Source organism: Spirillospora sp. CA-128828 (assembly GCF_050945415.1).
GTDB lineage: Bacteria > Actinomycetota > Actinomycetes > Streptosporangiales > Streptosporangiaceae > Spirillospora.
This window is the reverse complement of record NZ_CP191986.1, coordinates 3,852,272-3,871,035: the sequence shown is the minus strand read 5'-3', so window position 1 is coordinate 3,871,035 and position 18,764 is coordinate 3,852,272. Positions and strand designations below refer to the sequence as shown.

Below are 18,764 nucleotides of genomic sequence, written 5' to 3'. Positions count from 1 at the left end.
CGAGGGATAGCGTCGCCCTCCACGTCCGTCACATGACGAGCAAAGCGAACCAGGGCCTGCGTGTCATGCGCTGGACGCAACGAGGTCTCCGGGAGAGGGTTCATCGACCAAGAAGGCCCCGAACACCGGAGACCTCGTGGCCATCCTGGCGGTGACCAGGCGGTTCGACCTGACCGACGCTCAATGGGCGGTCCTGCAGCCGCTGCTGCCCGCCCCAGGCGTCCGGGTCGGCCCTCGAAATGGAGTCGGCGGCAGCTGATCGTTGGGATCCGATGGCGCGTGCGGGTCGGTGCCCCTTGGAGGGACGTGCACGAATGCCACGGTTCCTGGCAGGCGGTTTACGGATTGTTCCGCCGTTGGCAGCGCCACGGCGCCTGGGCCCGCATTTGGCGGGGCTCCAGGCCAGGCCCAACGCGTTCGGGCTGATCACCTGGCAGGTCGGCGTCGACTCCACCATCATGCGAGCCCATCAGCAGGCCGCCGGGGCCCGGCGGCAGGGCGGGCTGCAAGTCGAGCCTGCTGGCGGGACGAGCGTTGAGCCACCGATCACGCGCTGGAATGTTCCCGAGCGGACTGTCGACCAAGCTGCATCTGGCCTGCGAACAGGGGCACAAACCACTGTCACTGGTGCTCACCGCGGGACAGTGGGGCGACACGCCGCAGTTCACGGCGGTGACGGCCGGGATCCGAGTCGCGCACATCGGCGGCGGGCGTCCACGCACAAGGCCAGAACGGGTACGTGCCGAAGGACTTCCTTCAGCGGAAGCCCATATCGGCCGAGCCACTCCGGAAGCTCGATAACGTCGCTCATGTCGTGGACGAGTTGCTGAGTTCCCTGGGCGGGGCGCCGTTGTCCGGCGAGGTCGTAGGCACGGGGTCGAACAAGCACGCTCGTGGCAGCCCCCCTCGCCCGGCACAGGACGGTCCGCTCCTCGTCCGGACGTCAGCGACGGCGTTGGAGGCGTGTATGAACGCGCCTCTTAACCCGAGCCAACCACACCGCGACGGCCAGGCTCAGCGCCACAATCACACCCGCGCCGCCGCCTGCCTCAAGCTGCCCGATCGAGCTGATCAGCAGGTAGTGAACCGCGCCAGTGCCTCTTCCTGATCACGGCGGACACTCGCTACACCGCGGACACATCACCCGCCCACAAGCACGTCGACCTCGAAACAGCCAAAGGATCCGGCCAACCTGGGCCTGGAGAAGGGCCAGTACCATGTCCTCGCGCCGGAGCCGTCAAGGCCGCCGCCGTCGCAGGCATCGGCGTCACCGTCCTCCCCCGCTGCCTATGCGGCCCCGAACTCGCCAGCGGTTTACTCAGGCTGCCTACAACGGGGCGAGCTGGCGCAGCCGCTCGTCCACGGGGGGCCGCGTCCCCGCGCGACCTCGACGAACAGCGCATAGGCCGACCGCGCCGCCTCGTGCAGCCGGACGACCTGGGGGAAGTCGCCCGCGATCCGGTCGGCCTCCGCCCAGTCCGCGATCGTGTACTGGACCAGATACCGCAGGGTCCTCATGGCGATGTCGCCTCGCGCGCTGCTCGGCAGGACCAAGCAGCCTCGGGTCGATTCCGGATTGCTGTCGCCTGGTGACACGGAGTGAGAGTTTTGAAACCGGGCCGCAACCCGAACATGCCGCTGCCGGGGCTCCCGAAGCCGGCGGGACTTGTGCGGATCATGCATGGCCCCTCACATAAGGCGTCCCGCTCACGCCGTGCCCTCAAGCCGCATCACCAGGGAATCTCGCAGGATCTGCGGATGTCCGGCCACGCGCCCGCCGACGGGGCGACTGCACACCGAGATACCAAAACAATTCGGGATTTACCCCGTATCTGAGGCATGACAGGAACGGCGGCGGCCCTCGACGAATGCCGAGCCGACTGTGAGCAATGTTCAACGCTCCGTAGCCAAAGTGGCTACGATCGGCATTCTCACGGTGACCGACGCGATCCCCCGGGGCGAAGATGAACCGTTTCCTGGCACACCCCAGACTTGCCGTCGTGATCGGCGACTGGCTCCGCTGCACCTGCGGGCTGCTGGGGTGTACCGCGATGGCCGGCGCCATCACCATCGGCGCGGCCGCCTCCGACGCGGCTGCCCGGGCCGAGCCGCAGCCGCGAGGATCCCTGCCGCCCATCTGCCGCCACGCCGTGAGCATCGGCGACTGGTACACCGCGCACAAATGCAAGGAGGCTTGGCTGGCGATGTACGAGAGGTCTCGCAGACGATCAGGACGCGGCCGGGAGCTCCCCCGCTGGCCGGACCGCTACGACTCGAAGCACAAGACAGAGCGCAGATCACCCTCACCGAGGCCGATCGTCGAACCCGCCCCGCGGCCCGCCGCACCGCATCCGCCGAGCAGCGCGCCCCCGTCTCCCACCCGTTCCAAGAGCACACCGCCACCGCCACCCACGTCCACCGCTCCCGTTCCGGACCGTCCGCGCGAACAGGCGGAAGATCTCGATTCACGTCCCGCCTCCTTGCAGCCCGTACTCCTGCTCGGTCTGCTGCTCCCCGCCGCCGCCGCGATCTGCTACCCGTTCCGGCACCGCATCTACGCCGCCGCCACCGCGGGCCTGCCCGCGTTTCCTGCGGCGGAGATCCCGGAAATGCAGCCGGCGACCTTCAGCTACCGCTCCACGCTGGATCCATTCGCCATTCCGGCAACGGGCCTGTCGGGTCCGGGCGCCGCATCCACCGCCCGCGTACTCGCACTGACGGCACTCGACGAACACGGCGACGACTCCCTCGTCGTGATCCCGCGCCCCGACGCCGGCGCCCTCTTCGGCCTGGCCGAGGACGAACTCCTCGACGACAACACGGCAGGCCTCTTCATCCCAGGCAACCTCGATGCGGCACTGGCCTACCTGGAGACCGAACTCGCCATCCGCCAGAACACCGGGGTCACGCAGGGACGGCGCCTCCTCCTGGTGGCCGACTGCGCCGAAGAAGCCGACCGGATCAAAGCGATCCTCACCCGTCACCCAGGCGACATATCCGCGGTCTTGATGGGTGCCTGGACGGGCGATCGAGCCACTGTCGACGACAACGGCCTGGTCGACGCCCCACCGGAGCTGGCGTCAACCCTCCCCGAACGTCTCCCGGCGATGTCCCGCACCGAGGCCCGCGACCGGCTCTTGACCGCCCTGGCGCGCCACAGAGAACCAGCCAAACCACCGACAAGGCGCCGCTCGACCCCCCGCCGCACCAACCACCGATCACCATGAACAGCGCAACCACCCGCGCAGATGCACCAGACGCCGCCCGCCACCGCCGCCGACCCCCTGCTGAACGGGCAGGCACCACGCGCTCCATCGGAGTCAGCCGCACCGTCTTGAGGCCACGCCATCCACTCGCTCGTGCCGACTTGACGGCTGACGCATTGGCTCGGGCAGGTCGCACGTCAACTCTGGGTGGTCGGGGCGGGCTGCGCCGTCCGCGGGGCCGGGGGGTATCTCTTCTCGCGTGGAAATGATCTTGGTGGGTAGATGATCGAGCAGGAAGATCATCCATCGAATTCGGGGGGATTCGAAGCCATGACCGTGGTCGAGGGAAATGGGAGTGTCGCCCAGTCTGGGGCCGGTGCCGGTGGGATGGTGCCGATGTCGGCCGAGAGCCTGGATGTGCCGATCCGGGAACTGCTGAGCGATGAGGTGCTGGATCTGCTGGCCGAGCGGTCCCGCGACGAGGCGGGGCAGTTGCGGCTGACCGGTGAGGGGTCGATGCTCGGCGAGCTGGTCAAGGCCGTCCTGGAGCGGGCGTTGGAGGGCGAGCTGACCGCGCACCTGGGCTATGACAAGCATGATGCGGCGGGGAACAATTCGGGCAATTCCCGTAACGGGCGGGGCAAGGGCAAGACGGTGCAGACCGGGGTGGGCCCCGTCCGGTTGTCGGTGCCGCGGGATCGGGCCGGGACGTTCGAGCCGGTGCTGGTGCCCAAGCGGGCCGGGCGCATCGCCGGCGGCCTGGACGACATGATCATCAGCCTGTATGCGCACGGCATGAGCGTGCGCGACATCCTGCACCACCTCAAGCAGGTGTATGGCACCGAGCTGTCGCACGAGCAGGTCTCCCGGATCACCGATCAGGTGATGGACGAGGTCAAGGCGTGGCAGACGCGTCCGCTGGACCCGACCTGGGCGGTGGTGTTCCTGGACGCGATCGTGGTGAAGGTGCGCGACAACCATGTGGTGCAGAACAAGCCCGCCTACATCGCGGTCGGGATCGACACCGACGGGCACAAGCATGTGCTGGGCATCTGGCTCGCGCGCACCCCGGCCGACACCGCCACCGCCGGGGAGAGCTCGCGGTTCTGGACCTCGGTGACCACCGACCTGCGCAACCGCGGGGTCCGTGACATCCTCATCGCCTGCTGCGATGGCCTGAAGGGGTTCGAGGACGCCATCAACGCCGCGTTCCCGGCCACGGTGGTCCAGACCTGCGTCGTCCACTTGATCAGGAACGCGCTTCGGCCGGTCGCACGCAAGGATGCCGGGGCGGTGGCCAAGGAGCTGAAGAAGGTCTACACCGCCGTGGACGCCGACGCGGCGCTGGAGGCCCTGGCCGAGTTCGCCGACACCGACCTCGGCAAGAGGTATCCCCAGAGCGTGCGGGTGTTCGAGGACGCCTGGGACCGGTTCACGCCCTTCTTCGCCTTCACCCGCCCGGTCCGCAAACTGCTCTACACCACCAACGGGATCGAGTCGCTGAACTACCAGCTGCGCAAGGTCACCAAAGCGCGCGGGCACTTCCCGACCGACGACGCCGTGGTCAAGCTGCTGTGGCTGGCCATCATCAACATCGAGGACAAACGCGCCCGGGAACGCGCCGCCAAGCGCCACAACGGCGACAAGCACGCCTTCTCACCCGCACGCCTGGTCGAAGGACAACGCGCCGCCGGATGGCGCGAAGCACTCAACGAACTCGCCGAGGCCTATCCAGGACGCATCAGGTAAAGCCGACTTCACCTTCTACCCGCAAGGTCTTTCCACACCTGAAGTTACAAGCTCAGGCCCAGCGGGCCGCGCTGGGTGCTTGCTCGGTCGGCTTGGAGGTAGGCGCGTCAGCTTGCGAGGGGGCGGGTGGCTGGGCTGGCCTCGGGTCGTGTTGGGCACGCGCGGAGGTGTGCGCTTTGGTGATGGAGAGTGCAGGGTGCTTGTCGAGGGGTGGACGCGGGTGACGTGCTAGGGCGAGATGGGTTCCTGGCTTGCGATTTCGGCTCTGACCGTCCGGAGGGCGCGGATCGCTCGGCCGAGCGGGGCGATGTCCGGTGGCTGGTCGGTGTCTCGGTCCACGTAGGCGGAGCAGCGAAGGACCCAGGCGCGGACGACGTCCTCGATGTGGATCTCGGACCGGCGCGTTCTGGCCCGGGCCAGGCGGCGCTTCTCCTCGGCGACCTGGTGCGCCAGGTCCTCGTCCGCCTGGAGGGCCTGGACGTCGGAGAGCGCGTAGCGGCCGAGCCTGTCCGCCGCCAGGTCGCGCTCGGCGGCGATCCGGTCGAACGTCTTGCGGGGCCACCCGAGGATCGTCACCGCTCCAGCGGTGTCGACCGTGTCGGTCAGCGGGCCCTTTCTGGCGGTGACCACCTGCCGCACGACGTCCGGGTCGAGAAGGTCCAGGTCGCGCAGGAGGTAGACGGGGTGCCCACGGAAGCTGCTGATGACGCCGAGGTCTCCCTGGGCGACCAGGACCTCGATGTCGGGGCGCTCGACGTCGAGGCCCACCCGGGCGGCGAGCCGGGCGGCCGCCCGTGCCGAGCCGACCGGCGGCTCGGCGCCGAATCTTGCGATGATCTCCTCGCCGCGCCCGCGGGCGCCCTCGGCGAGGCCGGCGGACCACCGGTCCGCGTCGAGGTCGGGCCCCGGAAGCAGCCCGTGCTCCAGGCCGACGCGCAATTGCCATCGAGCGAGGCCGAGAAGTTCGGCGAACTGGTTGGCGCCGTAGTAAGACCGGGCGGTCTGTGCAGGCATTTCCGTGCCTCTCTGTCGCGGGAACATTGACACGGATCAGCATCGCGGGCGGACGCCATCGGGATCACCAGAATGTAATTCTGTGGATATCCCGCCGCGCACCTCAGAGCATTTCCGACTATTCGGGCAATCGACTCGGCTGTGAGCGTCGGGCGAGCGTGCGAGGCTGGGGGGCATGAACGCGATACACCGGCTCGGGATCGGTCTTGCGGCGCTGGGGCGTCCCGCCTACATCAACGTGGGCAGGGTGGCGGAGCTGCCGCCCGGGCGAAGCGTGGAGATGATGCGTGAGGCGACCTGGAACGTCCTCGACGCGGCCTACGCCGCAGGCATCCGCTGGGTGGACGCGGCACGCTCCTACGGCAGGGCGGAGGAGTTCCTGGGAGGCTGGCTTACGGCCCGCGCGCCTGAAGGAGTGCAGGTATCGAGCAAATGGGGATACGCCTACGTCGGCGATTGGAAGACCGATGCGCCGGTGCATGAGGTCAAAGAGCACAGTCTCAGCCGCTACCGAACCCAGTATGAGGAGTCGCGCGAGCGGTTGAACGGGCATCTGTCCGTCTATCAGGTGCATTCGCTGACCGAAAAGAGCTCCCTGTTTCAGGACGTCCCCCTACAGGAAGCCTTGGCGGAGCTCGCCGCCGAGGGCGTCCGCGTTGGTTTCTCGACGTCCGGACCAGGACAGGCCGACACGATCCGGCGAGCGATGACCCTTGAGGTCTCCGGGCAGAGGCTCTTCAGCACCGTCCAATCGACGTGGAACATCCTTGAGACGTCTGCCGAGGATGCACTCGATGAGGCCCATCGCGCCGGTCTGCATGTGCTGCTCAAGGAGGTACTGGCCAACGGGAGGCTTGCCGTGCGGCCTCCCGCGGAGGTGCAGGACCTCTCTTCCAAGAAGGATGTGCGCCCGGATGCGCTGGCCCTGGCGGCGGCGCTCGGCCGACCTTGGGCTGACACCGTCCTCATCGGTGCGGTCAGCCCGGCCCAACTGGAGGCGAACCTGGCGGCCACGAGCGTGACCCTCGAACCACCAGAGCTGGAGGCGATGGCGAGGCTGAGCATCCCGCCGGGGCGTTACTGGGCGGAACGGAGTTCGCTCCCCTGGACGTGAAGGGCCGCACGGTCCGGCGAACGCCCGCGCCATGGCACGATTGAGCGCGCCCCACCATGATCGGATAGCCGTGTCCATGCAGTCAGAACCGCCCCAGATGATCGGCCCGTACCGCGTGGTCACCCGGCTCGGTTCCGGTGGGATGGGCGAGGTGTTCCTCGGAGCCTCGCCCAGCAGGCGGCTGGTCGCCGTGAAGGTCATCCGACCCGAACTCCTCGACGATCCCAGGTGGAGGGAACGGTTCCGCCGCGAGGTGACCTCAGCGCGGTCGGTCAGCGGCTTCTACACCGCGCCCGTCGTGGACGCCGACCCGGACGCCGACCAGCCGTGGCTGGCGACCCAGTACATCCGCGGCGTGAGCCTGTCCGCGGTCGTCCGGGAGAAGGGGCCGCTGCCGGAGCAGGCCGCCTGCCGGCTGGGGGCCGGGCTGGCGGAGGCGCTCATCGCGATCCATCGGGCGGCCATCGTCCATCGGGATCTGAAGCCCTCGAACGTCCTGCTCGCCTCGGACGGGCCGAGGGTCATCGACTTCGGCATCGCACGGCCCTTGGACGCGCTGCCATTGTCGCGCACGGAGATCCTGGGGACGCCCGCGTACATGTCACCGGAGCAGGCCCTGGGCGACCCCGTCCATCCGGAGAGCGACGTGTTCTCGCTCGGAGCGACCCTCGTGTTCGCGGCGACGGGTGCGGCGCCATTCGGCACCGGCCACAAGGTCCGCGGACGGATCGTGCACGGCGAACCGGACCTCACCCTCCTGCCCGCACCCATGCGTGGGCTCGTCACACGCTGTCTGGTCAAGGAGCCTGGGGAACGCCCCACTCCCGAGCAGGTTCTGATCGCCCTGTCCACGCTGCTGGACGCGCATTACGGTGAGGAGTGGCCGCCGGAAGACGTCGAGCAGCTCATCGACGTCCAGGAACGGACGCTGGTCGAGATCACGGCAGAGCTTCCGACCCTGCGTGAGCCGCGCCCGTAGGACGCGAGATCACGGCAAACCCTCCGCGAGCGCGTCCCAGAAGGCGGTCTCGTAGGCGTGCAGAAGGCGAGCCGCCCGGGCGGCCTCCACAGGGTCGTCGCCAGACGCGAGACCGGCCGCTATGACCGCGAGGGCGTGCTCCTCGAAGCCGGGCGGGGATTCTGCGAAGAAGTCGAAGAACCCGACGTCCGTGCCGGCGAAGCCGTAGCGGGCTCTTAGCGCCTGCGCTATGCGGGCGCAGTACGCGCCCCACTCCTCAAGATTGGCCAGCATGGCCAGAGCCACCTCACTGGCCGTCCCGAAGGCCGCCCTCTGCGCGAGATAGGCCGGATACGCCTGCGCGAAAGGTTTCGGTTCGTACGCGCTGAGATTCTTCTCACTCTCACCAAGCGCCGCCACGAAATCACCCAGGAGGGTCAGAGCCTGCCCCTCCCCCTGTGCGAGCCCCAGAAACAGCTCACCGGCGGGCGATTCGGGATAGCGAGCGGCCAGCAGGGCGAAACTCCGCCGATCACTGCTGACGATCCGAAACTCCTCGCCCGCGAGCCAGACCAGGCGATCTCGGGGCAACTCACCCTTTTCGATCAGGTCGACGAAGCGGTTCGGGGTCGTCGCCTCGGCGATCTCCCGTCGGGTGCGCGCGAGGAGTTCGGCTGCGCTCTGAGCGGTCATGCCTCCACCGGAACACCCGCGCCCGCCCGCCGTCAACGGGACGGGCCCGGATCGGCGCCCGTGATCACGTGGATACGATGAAGAGCGGAACGTCTACGCAGGTGTGGACGCAGTTGGGAGTGAGCGAGTATGTCGGATTTCGAGCTCGACCACGCGGGCGGCCGGATGCCTCTAGAGGTCACCGAGGCGACGGAAGGTCCGTCTGGGCTGGTCGTGGGCAGCCTCCTCAAGGAGACGGGGCATGTCACGCTCGATCCGGGTTTCACCAACACGGCGTCCACCACGTCGGCCATCACCTATATCGACGGTGAGGCGGGCATCCTCCGCTACCGGGGCTACCCCATCGAGGAACTGGCGGAGAAATCCTCCTTCCTCGAGGTGGCCTATCTGCTCATCTACGGCGAACTTCCGACGCCCGACCAGCTGAGCAGGTTCACCGACAGCGTCCGCAACCACACCCTGCTGGACGAGAAGTTCCGCGCGTTCTTCTCGGCCTTCCCCCGCCGCGCCCACCCGATGGCCGTCCTGTCGTCCGCGGTCAGCGCCCTGTCGACGTTCTACCAGGACAGCCTTGACCCGTTCGACCCGGAGCAGGTCGACCAGTCGAGCATCCGGCTCATCGCGAAACTGCCCACCCTCGCGGCGTACGCGTACAAGACGTCCAACGGACAGCCGCTGCTCTACCCGGACAACTCCCTCGGGTACGTGGAGAACTTCCTGCGCATGATGTTCGGTCTGCCCACGCAGCCGTACGAGATCGACCCGGAGATCGCGCGCGTCCTGGACATGCTGTTCATCCTGCACGCCGACCACGAGCAGAACTGTTCCACCTCGACAGTGCGTCTGGTGGGGTCCAGCCAGGCGAATCTGTTCTCCTCGGTGTCCGCAGGCGTCGACGCGCTGTTCGGCCCCCTGCACGGCGGCGCCAACCAGGCGGTCCTGGAGATGCTGGAACGCATCCACGAGAGCGGCGACAACATCGACTCGTTCGTCGACCGCGTCAAGAAGAAGGAGCCCGGCGTCAGGCTGATGGGCTTCGGGCACCGCGTCTACCGCAACTACGACCCGCGCGCCGCCGTCGTGAAGAAGGCGACGGGCAAGGTCCTGGACGCGCTCGGCAAGTCCGACCCGCTGCTGGACCTGGCCATGCGCCTCGAAGAGGTCGCCCTGAGCGACGACTACTTCATCGAGCGGAAGCTCTACCCGAACGTGGACTTCTACACCGGGGTCATCTACAAGGCGATGGGTTTCCCGACCAACGCCTTCACGGTCCTGTTCGCGCTCGGCCGGCTGCCCGGCTGGATCGCCCAGTGGCGCGAGATGATGAACGACCCGGCCACCAAGATCGGCCGCCCGCGCCAGGTGTACGTGGGCCCGGGTGAGCGCCACTACGTGGAGCCCACCGCCCGCTGACGCGGCGGTCCACGTGCAACATCTCCCTGGGACCGCACCGTCCCGCGGACGCTCGTGCGCAGCGGGCGGGTCGAACGACCCGCCCGCGCATGACCGCTCTCTGTGGAGGTGCGAGAGTTAGCCTGTGGGGGACGACTCCCCAGCGGAAGGCGCTCCAACCCATGCCCTCCACCGTCGAGAGCAGCCTCGTCAGCCTGGACTTCTGGGCGAAACCGCAGGTCGAACGAGACGAACTGTTCGCCTCCCTCAGGGCCGTGCAAGGCCCGGTCTTCTGCCCCGTGCCGGACGAACCCGGGTTCTACGCACTGACCCGCTACGAAGAAGTGGCCGAAGCGAGCCGGAACCCTGAGGTGTTCAGTTCGCAGCCCACCGCCGTCAGCCTGGTCGACCCGCCCCCGCAGGTCGCCGACTACACCGGATCAATGATCAGCATCGACGATCCGCGGCACGCACGGCTTCGCCGGATCGTCTCCCGCTCCTTCACGCCACGCCTGATCCAGCGGGTGACCGGGGACGTGACGGTGCTGGCCCGCCGCATCGTGGACGAGCTGGCCGAGTGCGGCCCGTGCGACTTCGTCCAGCACGTCGCCATGCCGATGCCCCTGCAGATCATCTGTTCCATGATGGGCATCCCCGAATCGGCCTACGCCGGTGTCATCGACGCCACGAACGTCATCCTCGCCATCGGCGACCCCGACTACGTCAGCCCCGATGGCCGGGACCGTCCGGCGGTCCTCGTCGAGAAATTCTCCTACCTGCACGCGCTCATGGCCGACCTCGGCCGGCTGCGCCGCGAGAAGCCCGCCGATGACCTGGTGACCGCACTGACCCACGCGAACGTGGACGGCGAAGCCCTCGACGACCTCGACCTCGGCCGCTTCTTCGCCCTCCTCGTGGTGGCCGGCAACGAGACCACGCGCAACGCGCTGGCGCACGCCCTGACATTGCTCACCGACAACCCCGCGCAGAGGGACACCCTCCTGGCGGACATGGACGCACGGCTTCCGGCCGCGGTCGAGGAGATCGTCCGCTACGCGTCCCCGGTGACGTGGATGCGCCGCACCCTGACCCGCGATCACGAACTGAGCGGGCACGTCTACCGTTCCGGCGACCGTGTGATCCTCTACTACAACTCGGCCAACAGGGACGGGGCCGTCTTCAAGGATCCGCACGCCTTCGACATCACACGCTCCCCCAACCCGCACGTCGGTTTCGGGGCACCCGGACCGCACTTCTGCCTCGGCGCCCACCTGGCCCGCCGCGAGATCACGGTGCTGCTGCGGGAGCTCTACACGCGTCTCCCGGCGCTTCACGCGACAGCGCCCCCCGTACGTCAGCGGACAAGCTTCATCAACGGGATCACGTCCTTGACCTGTGCCTTCTGACCCGGTTATCCACAGAACCTCGTTCTAGTCCGGCCGCGCCGCCGCCTCCTCGAAGCTGGACCCCACACGCCGGTCCACGGCCCCGAGGAGGCTGCCATGCGCGTCACCATCACGGTCCCCGAAGAGACGACCGCCGTTTTCGTCGTCGCGACCGACAAGGATCCCGGCGACCTTCCGGCGGCGATCCGCCGGCGGCTCCCCGGCCCGTTCGCCGCGGCGGTGTCGGAACGGCTGGGCACTCCCCGCCTGGTCCTGACCTGCCACCCGGCCGCTGGTTCGCCGTGGGATCTCAGCCACGTGACGGGCGTTGACGAGGACGACGCCGAGAGGATCCGGCAAGCAACAAGGCACATCGGCGTCACGTCCGTCATGCCGGCGGGCGATCTGCCGTCAGGGCCTCATCTCGCCCGCGCCGCGGCCAAGGCGATCGCCGAATCGCTCTGCGGTGTGCCGGTGGACCTCGACACGGGCCGGGTCCTGCCCGTCGTCCCCTTCGGACGCTTCGACGAGTTCACCCTCGCCGATGACTGGCTCGGCAGCACGCTCCCGCCCTACCGGAACTCCGGCCGCTGCACCGCCGACGAGGACGACATCGACGGCTGCGCCTGCGTCCACCGCGCGACCCGCGGGCTGGGCAGGTTCGGGCTGCCCGAGTTGGAGATCAGCGGCGTCGCCTGCCCGCACGACCTGGCCGCGCTCAACGTCCTCCGCACCACCGCGCAACGGCTGCTCCCCTTGGGCAGGCACCCGGGTGACCACTCCCTGCCCACGGAGGTGATGCTGACCAGCGCCGACTTCTCCGCCTTCTGGGGCACTAGCGACTCCATGTGGGACGACGGGCCCATTGCCGTACGACTGACCGAAGCCGGACCCGGCCGCCTGGGCATACACCCGCCCGCGATCTTCCCGGGCACCTTGAACGAATGGCTCTGGGACGAGCTCCCGCCCGTCCTCCATGAACTCCTCGGCTGCGAAGCCGACCACGCCGCCTCAATCCGCTCGGGTGGCTAACGTCGTCCGGCATGGAGAACGAGCAAACGCCGGGAGCCCTGGCGACAGTGCTGACGGATGTCGCCGCCGAACGTGACGCCCAGGATCGGATGTGGGGCGTGCAGGAGTTCCCCGACGGGAGCGGGCCCGAGTTCACCCGGCACGCGGAAGAGGCGAAACGCGAATGCGCCGCTGCCTGGTCACAAGGTGAGCTGACATGGCGCCACATACTCGCCGAGGAGTTCTTCGAGGCGCTGGCCGAGTCCGATCCCGTCCGCCTCCGCAACGAACTGGTACAGACGGCGGCGGTGGCGGTCAAGTGGGTCCAGTCCCTGGACCGGCGCCACGGCGGGACGGTGCACCGCACCAAGGACGGTGGTGGACGCACCGAGAAGCTCGTCCGCGACCGCATTCCCGCGATCATCCGAGAGGAGGGCGACGTCCCGGAAACCCGCGTCGCCGACCGTGCAGAACTGGCGGCCCTGCTACGCGCCAAGCTCTACGAGGAGGCCGGCGAGTACGTCGCCACCAGCGACCCGGCCGAACTAGCGGACCTCCTCGAAGTGATCCACGCCCTTTCTGCCCTGCACGGCATGACCCCCGCCGAACTGGAAGAGCAGCGCTCGGCAAAGGCCACCAGGCGAGGGACGTTCTCCAACCGCCTGGTCCTACGCCTCCGCGACCGGACCTGACCCGTCCGTAACACCACCCACAGCGCTGGCACGCCCACACGCCCACACCGATCTCACCTGCACGCCCCGCACCCCCGCCAGCACACCCGCACACCCGCACACCCGCACACCCGCACGCCCGCACGCCCGCACGCCGATGCTCACTTGCACGCCCCGCACCCGCACGCCCGGACACCCGCACGCCCGGACACCCGCACGCCCGGACACCCGCACGCCCATGCACACCTGCACGCCCCCGCACCCGCGCCCGCCCGCTCGCCCGTACGCCCACACGCCCACACGCCCGCACGCCCGCACGCCCGCACGCCGATGCTCACTTGCACGCCCCGCACCCGCGCACGCTCGCCCGCCTGCACGGCCGGACGCCCACACCTCACCCGCCGGCTCCCGCACCACCACCGACCGCACCGGGTCGGCGCGGCCGCGGGTGGTGACGGCCAGTCCATGTGCCGGATGGCGTCCTCGCCGGGCTGGTTGAGGCGGGCTCGTCAATCCGCCGCCGGGTGAGCCTTTGGGGTGCGGGCTTCGTGATCCCTGTTGTGCTGCTGGGACGGGCTGGGTGGGGTCAGCTCCAAACGCGGCGCAGGGTCCAGGTGCCCGGGCCTTGCGCGCCGGGGGCGATCACCTCGGCGATCGCGGCGCCATCCGGGGTCGTCACCTGGAGTCGGTAGTACCTCGCCTGGCCAGGGGCCTGCCATTCCTCCAGCACGTGGCGGACCCGGTAGCAGCCGCGCAGGCCGCTGATCTGGGAGGGGCGGCCCGTCGGCGTCGTCTCCGCGGAGACCGGTTCGTTTATCAGCACAGGAGCGTAATGTAGTGCGAACAAATGTTCGAAGCCAGTGGAACACGCCGACCAGGATGGCCACGGGCGCGTCCAGAGACGGCGAGGGAGGAACCGTTACCCGAGCGTCCGCGGGGCCGAGCGGTTTCCTAGTCGAGGAGCGGGAGCGCTGCGTCTCGGCTCCTCGTCGAGACCTTAGGCATGGCGGCAACCGGCCTCATCGTCCTCGTCTTCTTCGCTGCGCGCAGGCGTTCACATCGCGCAGGCGTTCACATCGCGCAGGCGTTCACGGCGGGCAGGCGTTCACGGCGGGCAGGCGTTCACGGCGGGCAGGCGTTCACGGCGTGCGGGCGTTCACGGCGTGCGGGCGTTCACGGCGTGCGGGCGTTCGCGGGGTGCAGGGGTTTGCCGGGGTGCAGGGGTTTGGGACGATCTTCTTATCGCCCTCTCCCTGCAGCAGGTGCATGGCATGAGCCCGGTGGACTCCGGCGTCTGGGGAGGGCAGTAGCGTGTCGGCTGTCGGATTCGGCCAGGGGGCGGCGATCATGGCTACGTATGTGCTCATTCCCGGAGCCGGTGGGCAGAGCTGGTACTGGCATCGGCTCGGGCCGGAGCTGCGGGCGCGAGGGCACGATGTCGTGGCCGTCGACCTTCCGGCCGGCGACGACTCCGCAGGCCTGGCGGAGTATGCGGACACGGTGGTGCAGGCGATCGGCGACCGGACCGATCTCGTCCTCGTAGCGCAGTCGATGGGCGGCTTCACGGCACCGTTGGTCTGCGAGCGAGTGCACGTCGACCTACTCGTCTTGCTTAACGCCATGGTTCCGTTGCCAGGTGAGACGGGCGGCGCCTGGTGGGAGAACACCGGCCAGGCGAAGGCGATGGCCGACCAGGCGGCCCGTGAGGGACGGAATCCCCCTAGGGAGTTCGATGCCGAGGAATTCTTCTTCCATGATGTCCCAGAGGACGTGAAGGCCGAGGCACTCTCACAGGACGAGCCTCCCCAGTCGTCCAGGCCATTCGCGGAACCATGGCCGCTGAGCCGGTGGCCCGAGACTCCGACAGTCTTCCTACAGGGACGTGACGACCGTTTCTTCCCGCTGGAATTCCAACGCAGGGTCGTGCGAGAACGGCTGGGAATCGCGGTGGACGACATGCCAGGCGGACATTTGGTCGCGCTGAGCAGGCCGGAGGAACTGGCCGAACGTCTGGAGACCTGCCGCATTCGATCTCGATGATCAGCGAGCCCGGCAAGGCCCGTGCGGGTTCCAGTCAGTCCGCTCCTATACGGTCGGCCAGAGCGGGAGGGAGCGGGTAGAGGCGCTCCTTGGGGAGCAGGGCTCGCGCCTGTGGTGTTCGGCCGGCTTTGAGAAGTCCGTGGATCTTTCGTGCGAGCGCGGTACGGCCCTCTATTCCGAGGATCCAGTCGTCGACATAGCGGTCGACGATGTGGCGGCTGAGGCCGATCTGAATGCTCCGGGCTTCGAGTTTCCGGCCGTGCAGGGAGCGTTCGGGGTCCCATTGGACGTGGACGACCGCGTCCGCGAATCGGCGGCGCCACTCGTCGGAAGCGCGGAAGACACGGCGGTCCGGATCCGTCGGGACGGCCAGGCTCAGCGCCTCCTCCCAGCCCGTCCGGCTGATCCGGACCGCGAGGATCGTCTCCTGCCCCGGTCTGCGGGCCCAGTCGCTCCGGGCCATCAGCCACAGGAACGACGGCTTGATCCAGGTCATGCGGTGTCGGGAGAACGGCGGAACGAACGTGCCGTGCTCCGCCGCCGGGCCGCCGATCTCGGGGGCGTACGCCTGGTAGACGGTGATCGAGTCGCGGTCGTGACAGGCGCGGATCTCACGTGTACGCATGATCCGGCCAGCCTGGCGCAGCGCGAGGTGCGGCTCAACCGGGTTTCGGAGCCGCAGTCCTGCGGCGGTGCGCCTTCTGGCGGCAGGATGCGCTGCAGAAACGGGCCGGGCGGCCGGTCGGCGCCGCGGTGAGTGGTGTCGCGCAGACCTCGCAACGCCTTTCGTTACGCAATCCGTCCACAGTTTCGTCTTGTTTCGTTACGACACGCAGGGCGTCGCACGCCAGCGCCGTCATGCGCCCCGGACGGCCGTCCGGGCGACTCTGGCGTTCCATCAGCATCGCGCCGACCATGAGGGCCCGCACATCCTGGACGGTCACGTCGGGCCGGACGGAGCCTGCGGCCTGCGCTCGCCGCAGCAGCGCGTCGAGGGCGGCGGTGAACTGCTCGTCCATGCCGCAGGCGTCGAAGGTGCGCAGGTCGGCCGCCAGGGCGTCACAAAGCGCGTGATTGAACATCGCGCGCTCCACGACCCAGTTGAGGAAGCCGTAGAAGGCGTCAGCGGGGTCGTCCGCGCCGACGAGGGCCTGCGCCTCGTTCACGATCCGTTCGATGCGGTCCACGACGACCGCCTGGAAGAGCGCTTCCTTCGTGGCGAAGTTGCGGTAGACGGTCCCGGCTCCGACACCGGCGCGGCGGGCGATGTCGTCGAGCGGGACGAGGCGGCCGTCCGCGGCGAACGCCTCGAACGCCGCCTGCAGGATGCGCTCACGGTTCCTGCGCGCGTCCGCGCGGCGCGGCCGGTCGCTCAATCTGGCCTCCTTCGTCGGGTCGCACGGCCCGTGCCCGCGGGCCCGTAACTCATCCGGTGCCTGCCCGTTCCGGCCGCCGGGTGCCTCACAGCAGGCCCTCGGTCGGTTGACAAGCGGGGCGGACGTTCCGGTACCGTCCTAAGCGGGCTATCCGTTCCGATTATAGGAGGACCGATGACGGCGGTGGACGCGATGCGGGAACGACTGGGCAGGGTCGGTGTCGGGCTCATGACGCCGATCGCGACCGCCGATGAATGGCGGAACGCGGCGCGGCGCGTCGAGGAAGCGGGCTACGGGTCGATCTGGGTGAACGAGGCCATCGGAGGCCGAGAGGTGTTCACGCAGCTGAGCGTGATGCTGTCGGCGACGGAACGGATCGTCCTCGGGTCGGCCATCGCGAACCTGTGGGCGCGGCACCCCGCCGCCATGCAGGGGGCCGCCTCGGTGCTGGCCGACGCCTACCCGGGGCGGCTGGCGCTCGGCGTGGGCGTCAGCATGGGGACGTTCGTCGAGCAGAGCGGGCAGAAGTGGACGAGCCCCCTGGGCCGGATGCGTGAGTACCTCGACGGCATGGACGCGGCCGTCGAGGCCGCGCCGGTGCCCGACGTGCCGTTCCCCCGGCTGCTGGCCGCGCTCGGCCCGAAGATGCAGGAACTGGCCCGGGAGCGGGCGGACGGCGCGCTGCCCGCGGCGATGCCCGTCGAGCACACCAGGAAGGCCAGAGAGCGGCTCGGCGAGGACAAGCTGCTCATCGTCCTGCAGACCGCCATCCTCGAGACCGACCCGGCGAAGGCACGCGGCATCGCGAGGGGCACCCAGATGTTCGAACTTCCGGGTTCCCCCTACATCCGCTCGCTCAAGAGCCTCGGATACGAGGACGCCGCGATCGCCGACGGCGGATCCGACGAGGTCATCGACGCCTGCTTCAACTGGGGCGACGAGGCCGCCATCGCCAAGCGCATCCAGGACCATCTGAACGCCGGCGCCGACCACGTCTGCGTCACCGTGTTCACCCCCGACCTCGCATTGGCCGCCGACCAGTTCGAACGCCTCGCCCCATCCCTGCTCTAGCGCCCCCGACCGTCGCCACCGCAGGCCGGGAGCGTCACCAGACAGATCGGAATGCAGCGGTCGCCCGGATCGCCCACGGCAAAGGACGATCGCAAAGCGAAATCGAGATCGTCTGGACGCCGGGCCACGACGTCCGCGCCGGCGACCCCGGTGACGACGGCGGAGGCTGCGACGGAGAAGGCCTCGGCTTCGGCGTCCCGCGTTGACCGCGACCTGGCGTCGAACGCAAGCCGGCTCAAACCCGACCACCTAGGCGGCGACACGAAGGCACGGTGCGGCCCTGGCGAACGCAGCACGCCCAGCCTGTTCCGTCCCGGATCGAAGGCCGACTCAGACCACGCACCGGGTTCGGGCTGCCGGTATCAAGGGCGTGGCGGTCCGAGCATCCGGTTCGTCAGGCTGTCGACCCCTCTGGGAGGGCCGGAGGTCACTGGGGCCGCACCAGGCCGGACTCGTAGGCGGCTATGACCAGTTGGGCGCGGTCCCGGGCGTGGAGTTTGGCCAGAAGGTGGCCGATGTGGGTCTTGACCGTGGCGGGGCTGAGGTGGAGGTGCTCGGCGAGTTCCGCGTTCGACAGGCCGCGGGCGATGAGAGTGAGGACTTCGCGTTCGCGTTCCGTGAGGCCGGTCAGCCGGGCGGGAGGCGGCTGGACGGGGCCGGGCCGGCGGACGAACTCGGCGATCAGCCGGCGGGTCACCGAGGGGGCCAGCAGCGACTCACCGGACGCGACGACCCGGATCGCGGACAGCAGGTCGGCGGGCGGGGTGTCCTTCAGCAGGAAACCGCTCGCCCCGGCCCGCAGGGCCGAGTAGACGTAGGTGTCCAGGTCGAAGGTCGTGAGAATGAGGACCCGGACGTCCGGGAGGTCCGCGCAGATGCGCTGGGTGGCCTCCAGGCCGTCCATCTCCGGCATGCGGACGTCCATGAGGACGACGTCCGGGCGCTCGCGCGCGGCCAGCGACACGGCCTCGGCACCGGTGCCGGCCTCGCCCACGGTGCGGAGGCCGGGCGCGGTGTCGATCAGGACCCGGAAGCTGCCGCGCAGCAGAGCCTGGTCGTCGGCGACGAGAACGGTCAGATCCAA

The 18,764-nt window shown here is 69.0% G+C and carries 19 protein-coding genes; 12 read left to right on the top strand and 7 right to left on the bottom strand.

The annotated features are described in order from the left end of the window. Positions 1–136 precede the first annotated feature (136 nt). Both ACQPXG_RS19080 and ACQPXG_RS19075 read left to right on the top strand, forming a co-directional pair. Positions 137–259, top strand: a complete 123-nt coding sequence (locus ACQPXG_RS19080) for a hypothetical protein (protein ID WP_433470194.1) — start codon at positions 137–139, stop codon at positions 257–259. Next, complete coding sequence (locus ACQPXG_RS19075) at positions 256–426, top strand: transposase (RefSeq protein ID WP_433469997.1); 171 nt, start codon at positions 256–258, stop codon at positions 424–426. Before ACQPXG_RS19080 ends, ACQPXG_RS19075 begins: the two co-directional genes overlap by 4 nt. An 888-nt stretch (positions 427–1,314) precedes the next feature. Here the strand turns inward: ACQPXG_RS19075 and ACQPXG_RS19070 are convergent. Further along, complete coding sequence (locus ACQPXG_RS19070) at positions 1,315–1,518, bottom strand: hypothetical protein (protein ID WP_433469043.1); 204 nt, start codon at positions 1,516–1,518, stop codon at positions 1,315–1,317. A gap of 482 nt (positions 1,519–2,000) precedes the next feature. On the opposite strand from ACQPXG_RS19070, the gene ACQPXG_RS19065 reads away from it, so the two are divergent. Continuing rightward, entirely contained in the window at positions 2,001–3,227 is a 1,227-nt protein-coding gene (locus tag ACQPXG_RS19065) for a hypothetical protein (RefSeq protein WP_433469042.1), read from the top strand. A gap of 366 nt (positions 3,228–3,593) precedes the next feature. Next, entirely contained in the window at positions 3,594–4,955 is a 1,362-nt protein-coding gene (locus tag ACQPXG_RS19060; RefSeq protein WP_433469908.1) for an IS256 family transposase, read from the top strand. Positions 4,956–5,183: 228 nt separating this feature from the next. On the opposite strand, the gene ACQPXG_RS19055 is transcribed toward ACQPXG_RS19060, so the two are convergent. After that, the gene (locus ACQPXG_RS19055; RefSeq protein WP_433469041.1) at positions 5,184–5,969 is read right to left on the bottom strand and encodes a hypothetical protein; all 786 of its coding nucleotides are present in this window, start codon (positions 5,967–5,969) and stop codon (positions 5,184–5,186) included. A 175-nt stretch (positions 5,970–6,144) separates the two neighbouring features. Between ACQPXG_RS19055 and ACQPXG_RS19050 the strand changes: the two genes are divergently transcribed. Beyond that, on the top strand, positions 6,145–7,083 hold the full coding sequence (locus ACQPXG_RS19050) for an aldo/keto reductase (RefSeq protein ID WP_433469040.1): 939 nt from the start codon (positions 6,145–6,147) through the stop codon (positions 7,081–7,083). A 76-nt stretch (positions 7,084–7,159) separates the two neighbouring features. Continuing rightward, positions 7,160–8,062: a serine/threonine-protein kinase gene (locus ACQPXG_RS19045; protein WP_433469996.1), complete on the top strand. Its 903-nt coding sequence runs from the start codon at positions 7,160–7,162 to the stop codon at positions 8,060–8,062. A gap of 9 nt (positions 8,063–8,071) precedes the next feature. Here the strand turns inward: ACQPXG_RS19045 and ACQPXG_RS19040 are convergent, their stop codons facing one another. Next, entirely contained in the window at positions 8,072–8,734 is a 663-nt protein-coding gene (locus tag ACQPXG_RS19040) for a hypothetical protein (RefSeq protein WP_433469039.1), read from the bottom strand. 129 nt (positions 8,735–8,863) lie between these two features. Between ACQPXG_RS19040 and ACQPXG_RS19035 the strand changes: the two genes are divergently transcribed. The 4 genes from ACQPXG_RS19035 to ACQPXG_RS19020 all read left to right on the top strand — a co-directional run bounded on the left by ACQPXG_RS19035 (position 8,864) and on the right by ACQPXG_RS19020 (position 13,214). Next, positions 8,864–10,147: a citrate synthase gene (locus ACQPXG_RS19035; RefSeq protein ID WP_433469038.1), complete on the top strand. Its 1,284-nt coding sequence runs from the start codon at positions 8,864–8,866 to the stop codon at positions 10,145–10,147. Between the two features lie 161 nt (positions 10,148–10,308). After that, complete coding sequence (locus ACQPXG_RS19030; RefSeq protein WP_433469037.1) at positions 10,309–11,532, top strand: cytochrome P450; 1,224 nt, start codon at positions 10,309–10,311, stop codon at positions 11,530–11,532. A 96-nt stretch (positions 11,533–11,628) separates the two neighbouring features. Further along, positions 11,629–12,543 carry a hypothetical protein gene (locus ACQPXG_RS19025; RefSeq protein ID WP_433469036.1) on the top strand — a complete coding sequence of 305 codons (915 nt, stop codon included), beginning with the start codon at positions 11,629–11,631 and terminating at the stop codon, positions 12,541–12,543. Between the two features lie 11 nt (positions 12,544–12,554). Then, complete coding sequence (locus ACQPXG_RS19020) at positions 12,555–13,214, top strand: hypothetical protein (protein WP_433469035.1); 660 nt, start codon at positions 12,555–12,557, stop codon at positions 13,212–13,214. Between the two features lie 565 nt (positions 13,215–13,779). Here the strand turns inward: ACQPXG_RS19020 and ACQPXG_RS19015 are convergent. After that, positions 13,780–14,016 carry a hypothetical protein gene (locus ACQPXG_RS19015; RefSeq protein ID WP_433469034.1) on the bottom strand — a complete coding sequence of 79 codons (237 nt, stop codon included), beginning with the start codon at positions 14,014–14,016 and terminating at the stop codon, positions 13,780–13,782. Positions 14,017–14,540: 524 nt separating this feature from the next. Between ACQPXG_RS19015 and ACQPXG_RS19010 the strand changes: the two genes are divergently transcribed. Next, entirely contained in the window at positions 14,541–15,233 is a 693-nt protein-coding gene (locus ACQPXG_RS19010; RefSeq protein WP_433469033.1) for an alpha/beta fold hydrolase, read from the top strand. A gap of 34 nt (positions 15,234–15,267) precedes the next feature. Here ACQPXG_RS19010 and ACQPXG_RS19005 read toward each other — a convergent pair whose 3' ends face one another. Beyond that, positions 15,268–15,858, bottom strand: a complete 591-nt coding sequence (locus ACQPXG_RS19005) for a DUF4291 domain-containing protein (RefSeq protein WP_433469032.1) — start codon at positions 15,856–15,858, stop codon at positions 15,268–15,270. Between the two features lie 34 nt (positions 15,859–15,892). Continuing rightward, entirely contained in the window at positions 15,893–16,609 is a 717-nt protein-coding gene (locus tag ACQPXG_RS19000; protein WP_433469031.1) for a TetR/AcrR family transcriptional regulator, read from the bottom strand. Positions 16,610–16,783: 174 nt separating this feature from the next. Between ACQPXG_RS19000 and ACQPXG_RS18995 the strand changes: the two genes are divergently transcribed. Next, positions 16,784–17,680 carry a TIGR03620 family F420-dependent LLM class oxidoreductase gene (locus tag ACQPXG_RS18995; RefSeq protein ID WP_433469030.1) on the top strand — a complete coding sequence of 299 codons (897 nt, stop codon included), beginning with the start codon at positions 16,784–16,786 and terminating at the stop codon, positions 17,678–17,680. A 427-nt stretch (positions 17,681–18,107) separates the two neighbouring features. Here the strand turns inward: ACQPXG_RS18995 and ACQPXG_RS18990 are convergent, their stop codons facing one another. Continuing rightward, on the bottom strand, positions 18,108–18,764 hold the full coding sequence (locus ACQPXG_RS18990) for a response regulator (protein WP_433469029.1): 657 nt from the start codon (positions 18,762–18,764) through the stop codon (positions 18,108–18,110).

Coding starts and splice junctions, on each gene's coding strand:
- ACQPXG_RS19020 (WP_433469035.1), top strand. CDS start 12,555: ATGGAGAACGAGCAAACGCCGGGAGCCCTGGCGACAGTGCTGACGGAT.
- ACQPXG_RS19005 (WP_433469032.1), bottom strand. CDS start 15,858: ATGCGTACACGTGAGATCCGCGCCTGTCACGACCGCGACTCGATCACC.
- ACQPXG_RS19030 (WP_433469037.1), top strand. CDS start 10,309: ATGCCCTCCACCGTCGAGAGCAGCCTCGTCAGCCTGGACTTCTGGGCG.
- ACQPXG_RS19050 (WP_433469040.1), top strand. CDS start 6,145: ATGAACGCGATACACCGGCTCGGGATCGGTCTTGCGGCGCTGGGGCGT.
- ACQPXG_RS19055 (WP_433469041.1), bottom strand. CDS start 5,969: ATGCCTGCACAGACCGCCCGGTCTTACTACGGCGCCAACCAGTTCGCC.
- ACQPXG_RS19060 (WP_433469908.1), top strand. CDS start 3,594: ATGGTGCCGATGTCGGCCGAGAGCCTGGATGTGCCGATCCGGGAACTG.
- ACQPXG_RS19040 (WP_433469039.1), bottom strand. CDS start 8,734: ATGACCGCTCAGAGCGCAGCCGAACTCCTCGCGCGCACCCGACGGGAG.
- ACQPXG_RS19035 (WP_433469038.1), top strand. CDS start 8,864: ATGTCGGATTTCGAGCTCGACCACGCGGGCGGCCGGATGCCTCTAGAG.
- ACQPXG_RS19025 (WP_433469036.1), top strand. CDS start 11,629: ATGCGCGTCACCATCACGGTCCCCGAAGAGACGACCGCCGTTTTCGTC.
- ACQPXG_RS19070 (WP_433469043.1), bottom strand. CDS start 1,518: ATGAGGACCCTGCGGTATCTGGTCCAGTACACGATCGCGGACTGGGCG.
- ACQPXG_RS19045 (WP_433469996.1), top strand. CDS start 7,160: ATGCAGTCAGAACCGCCCCAGATGATCGGCCCGTACCGCGTGGTCACC.
- ACQPXG_RS19010 (WP_433469033.1), top strand. CDS start 14,541: ATGGCTACGTATGTGCTCATTCCCGGAGCCGGTGGGCAGAGCTGGTAC.
- ACQPXG_RS18995 (WP_433469030.1), top strand. CDS start 16,784: ATGACGGCGGTGGACGCGATGCGGGAACGACTGGGCAGGGTCGGTGTC.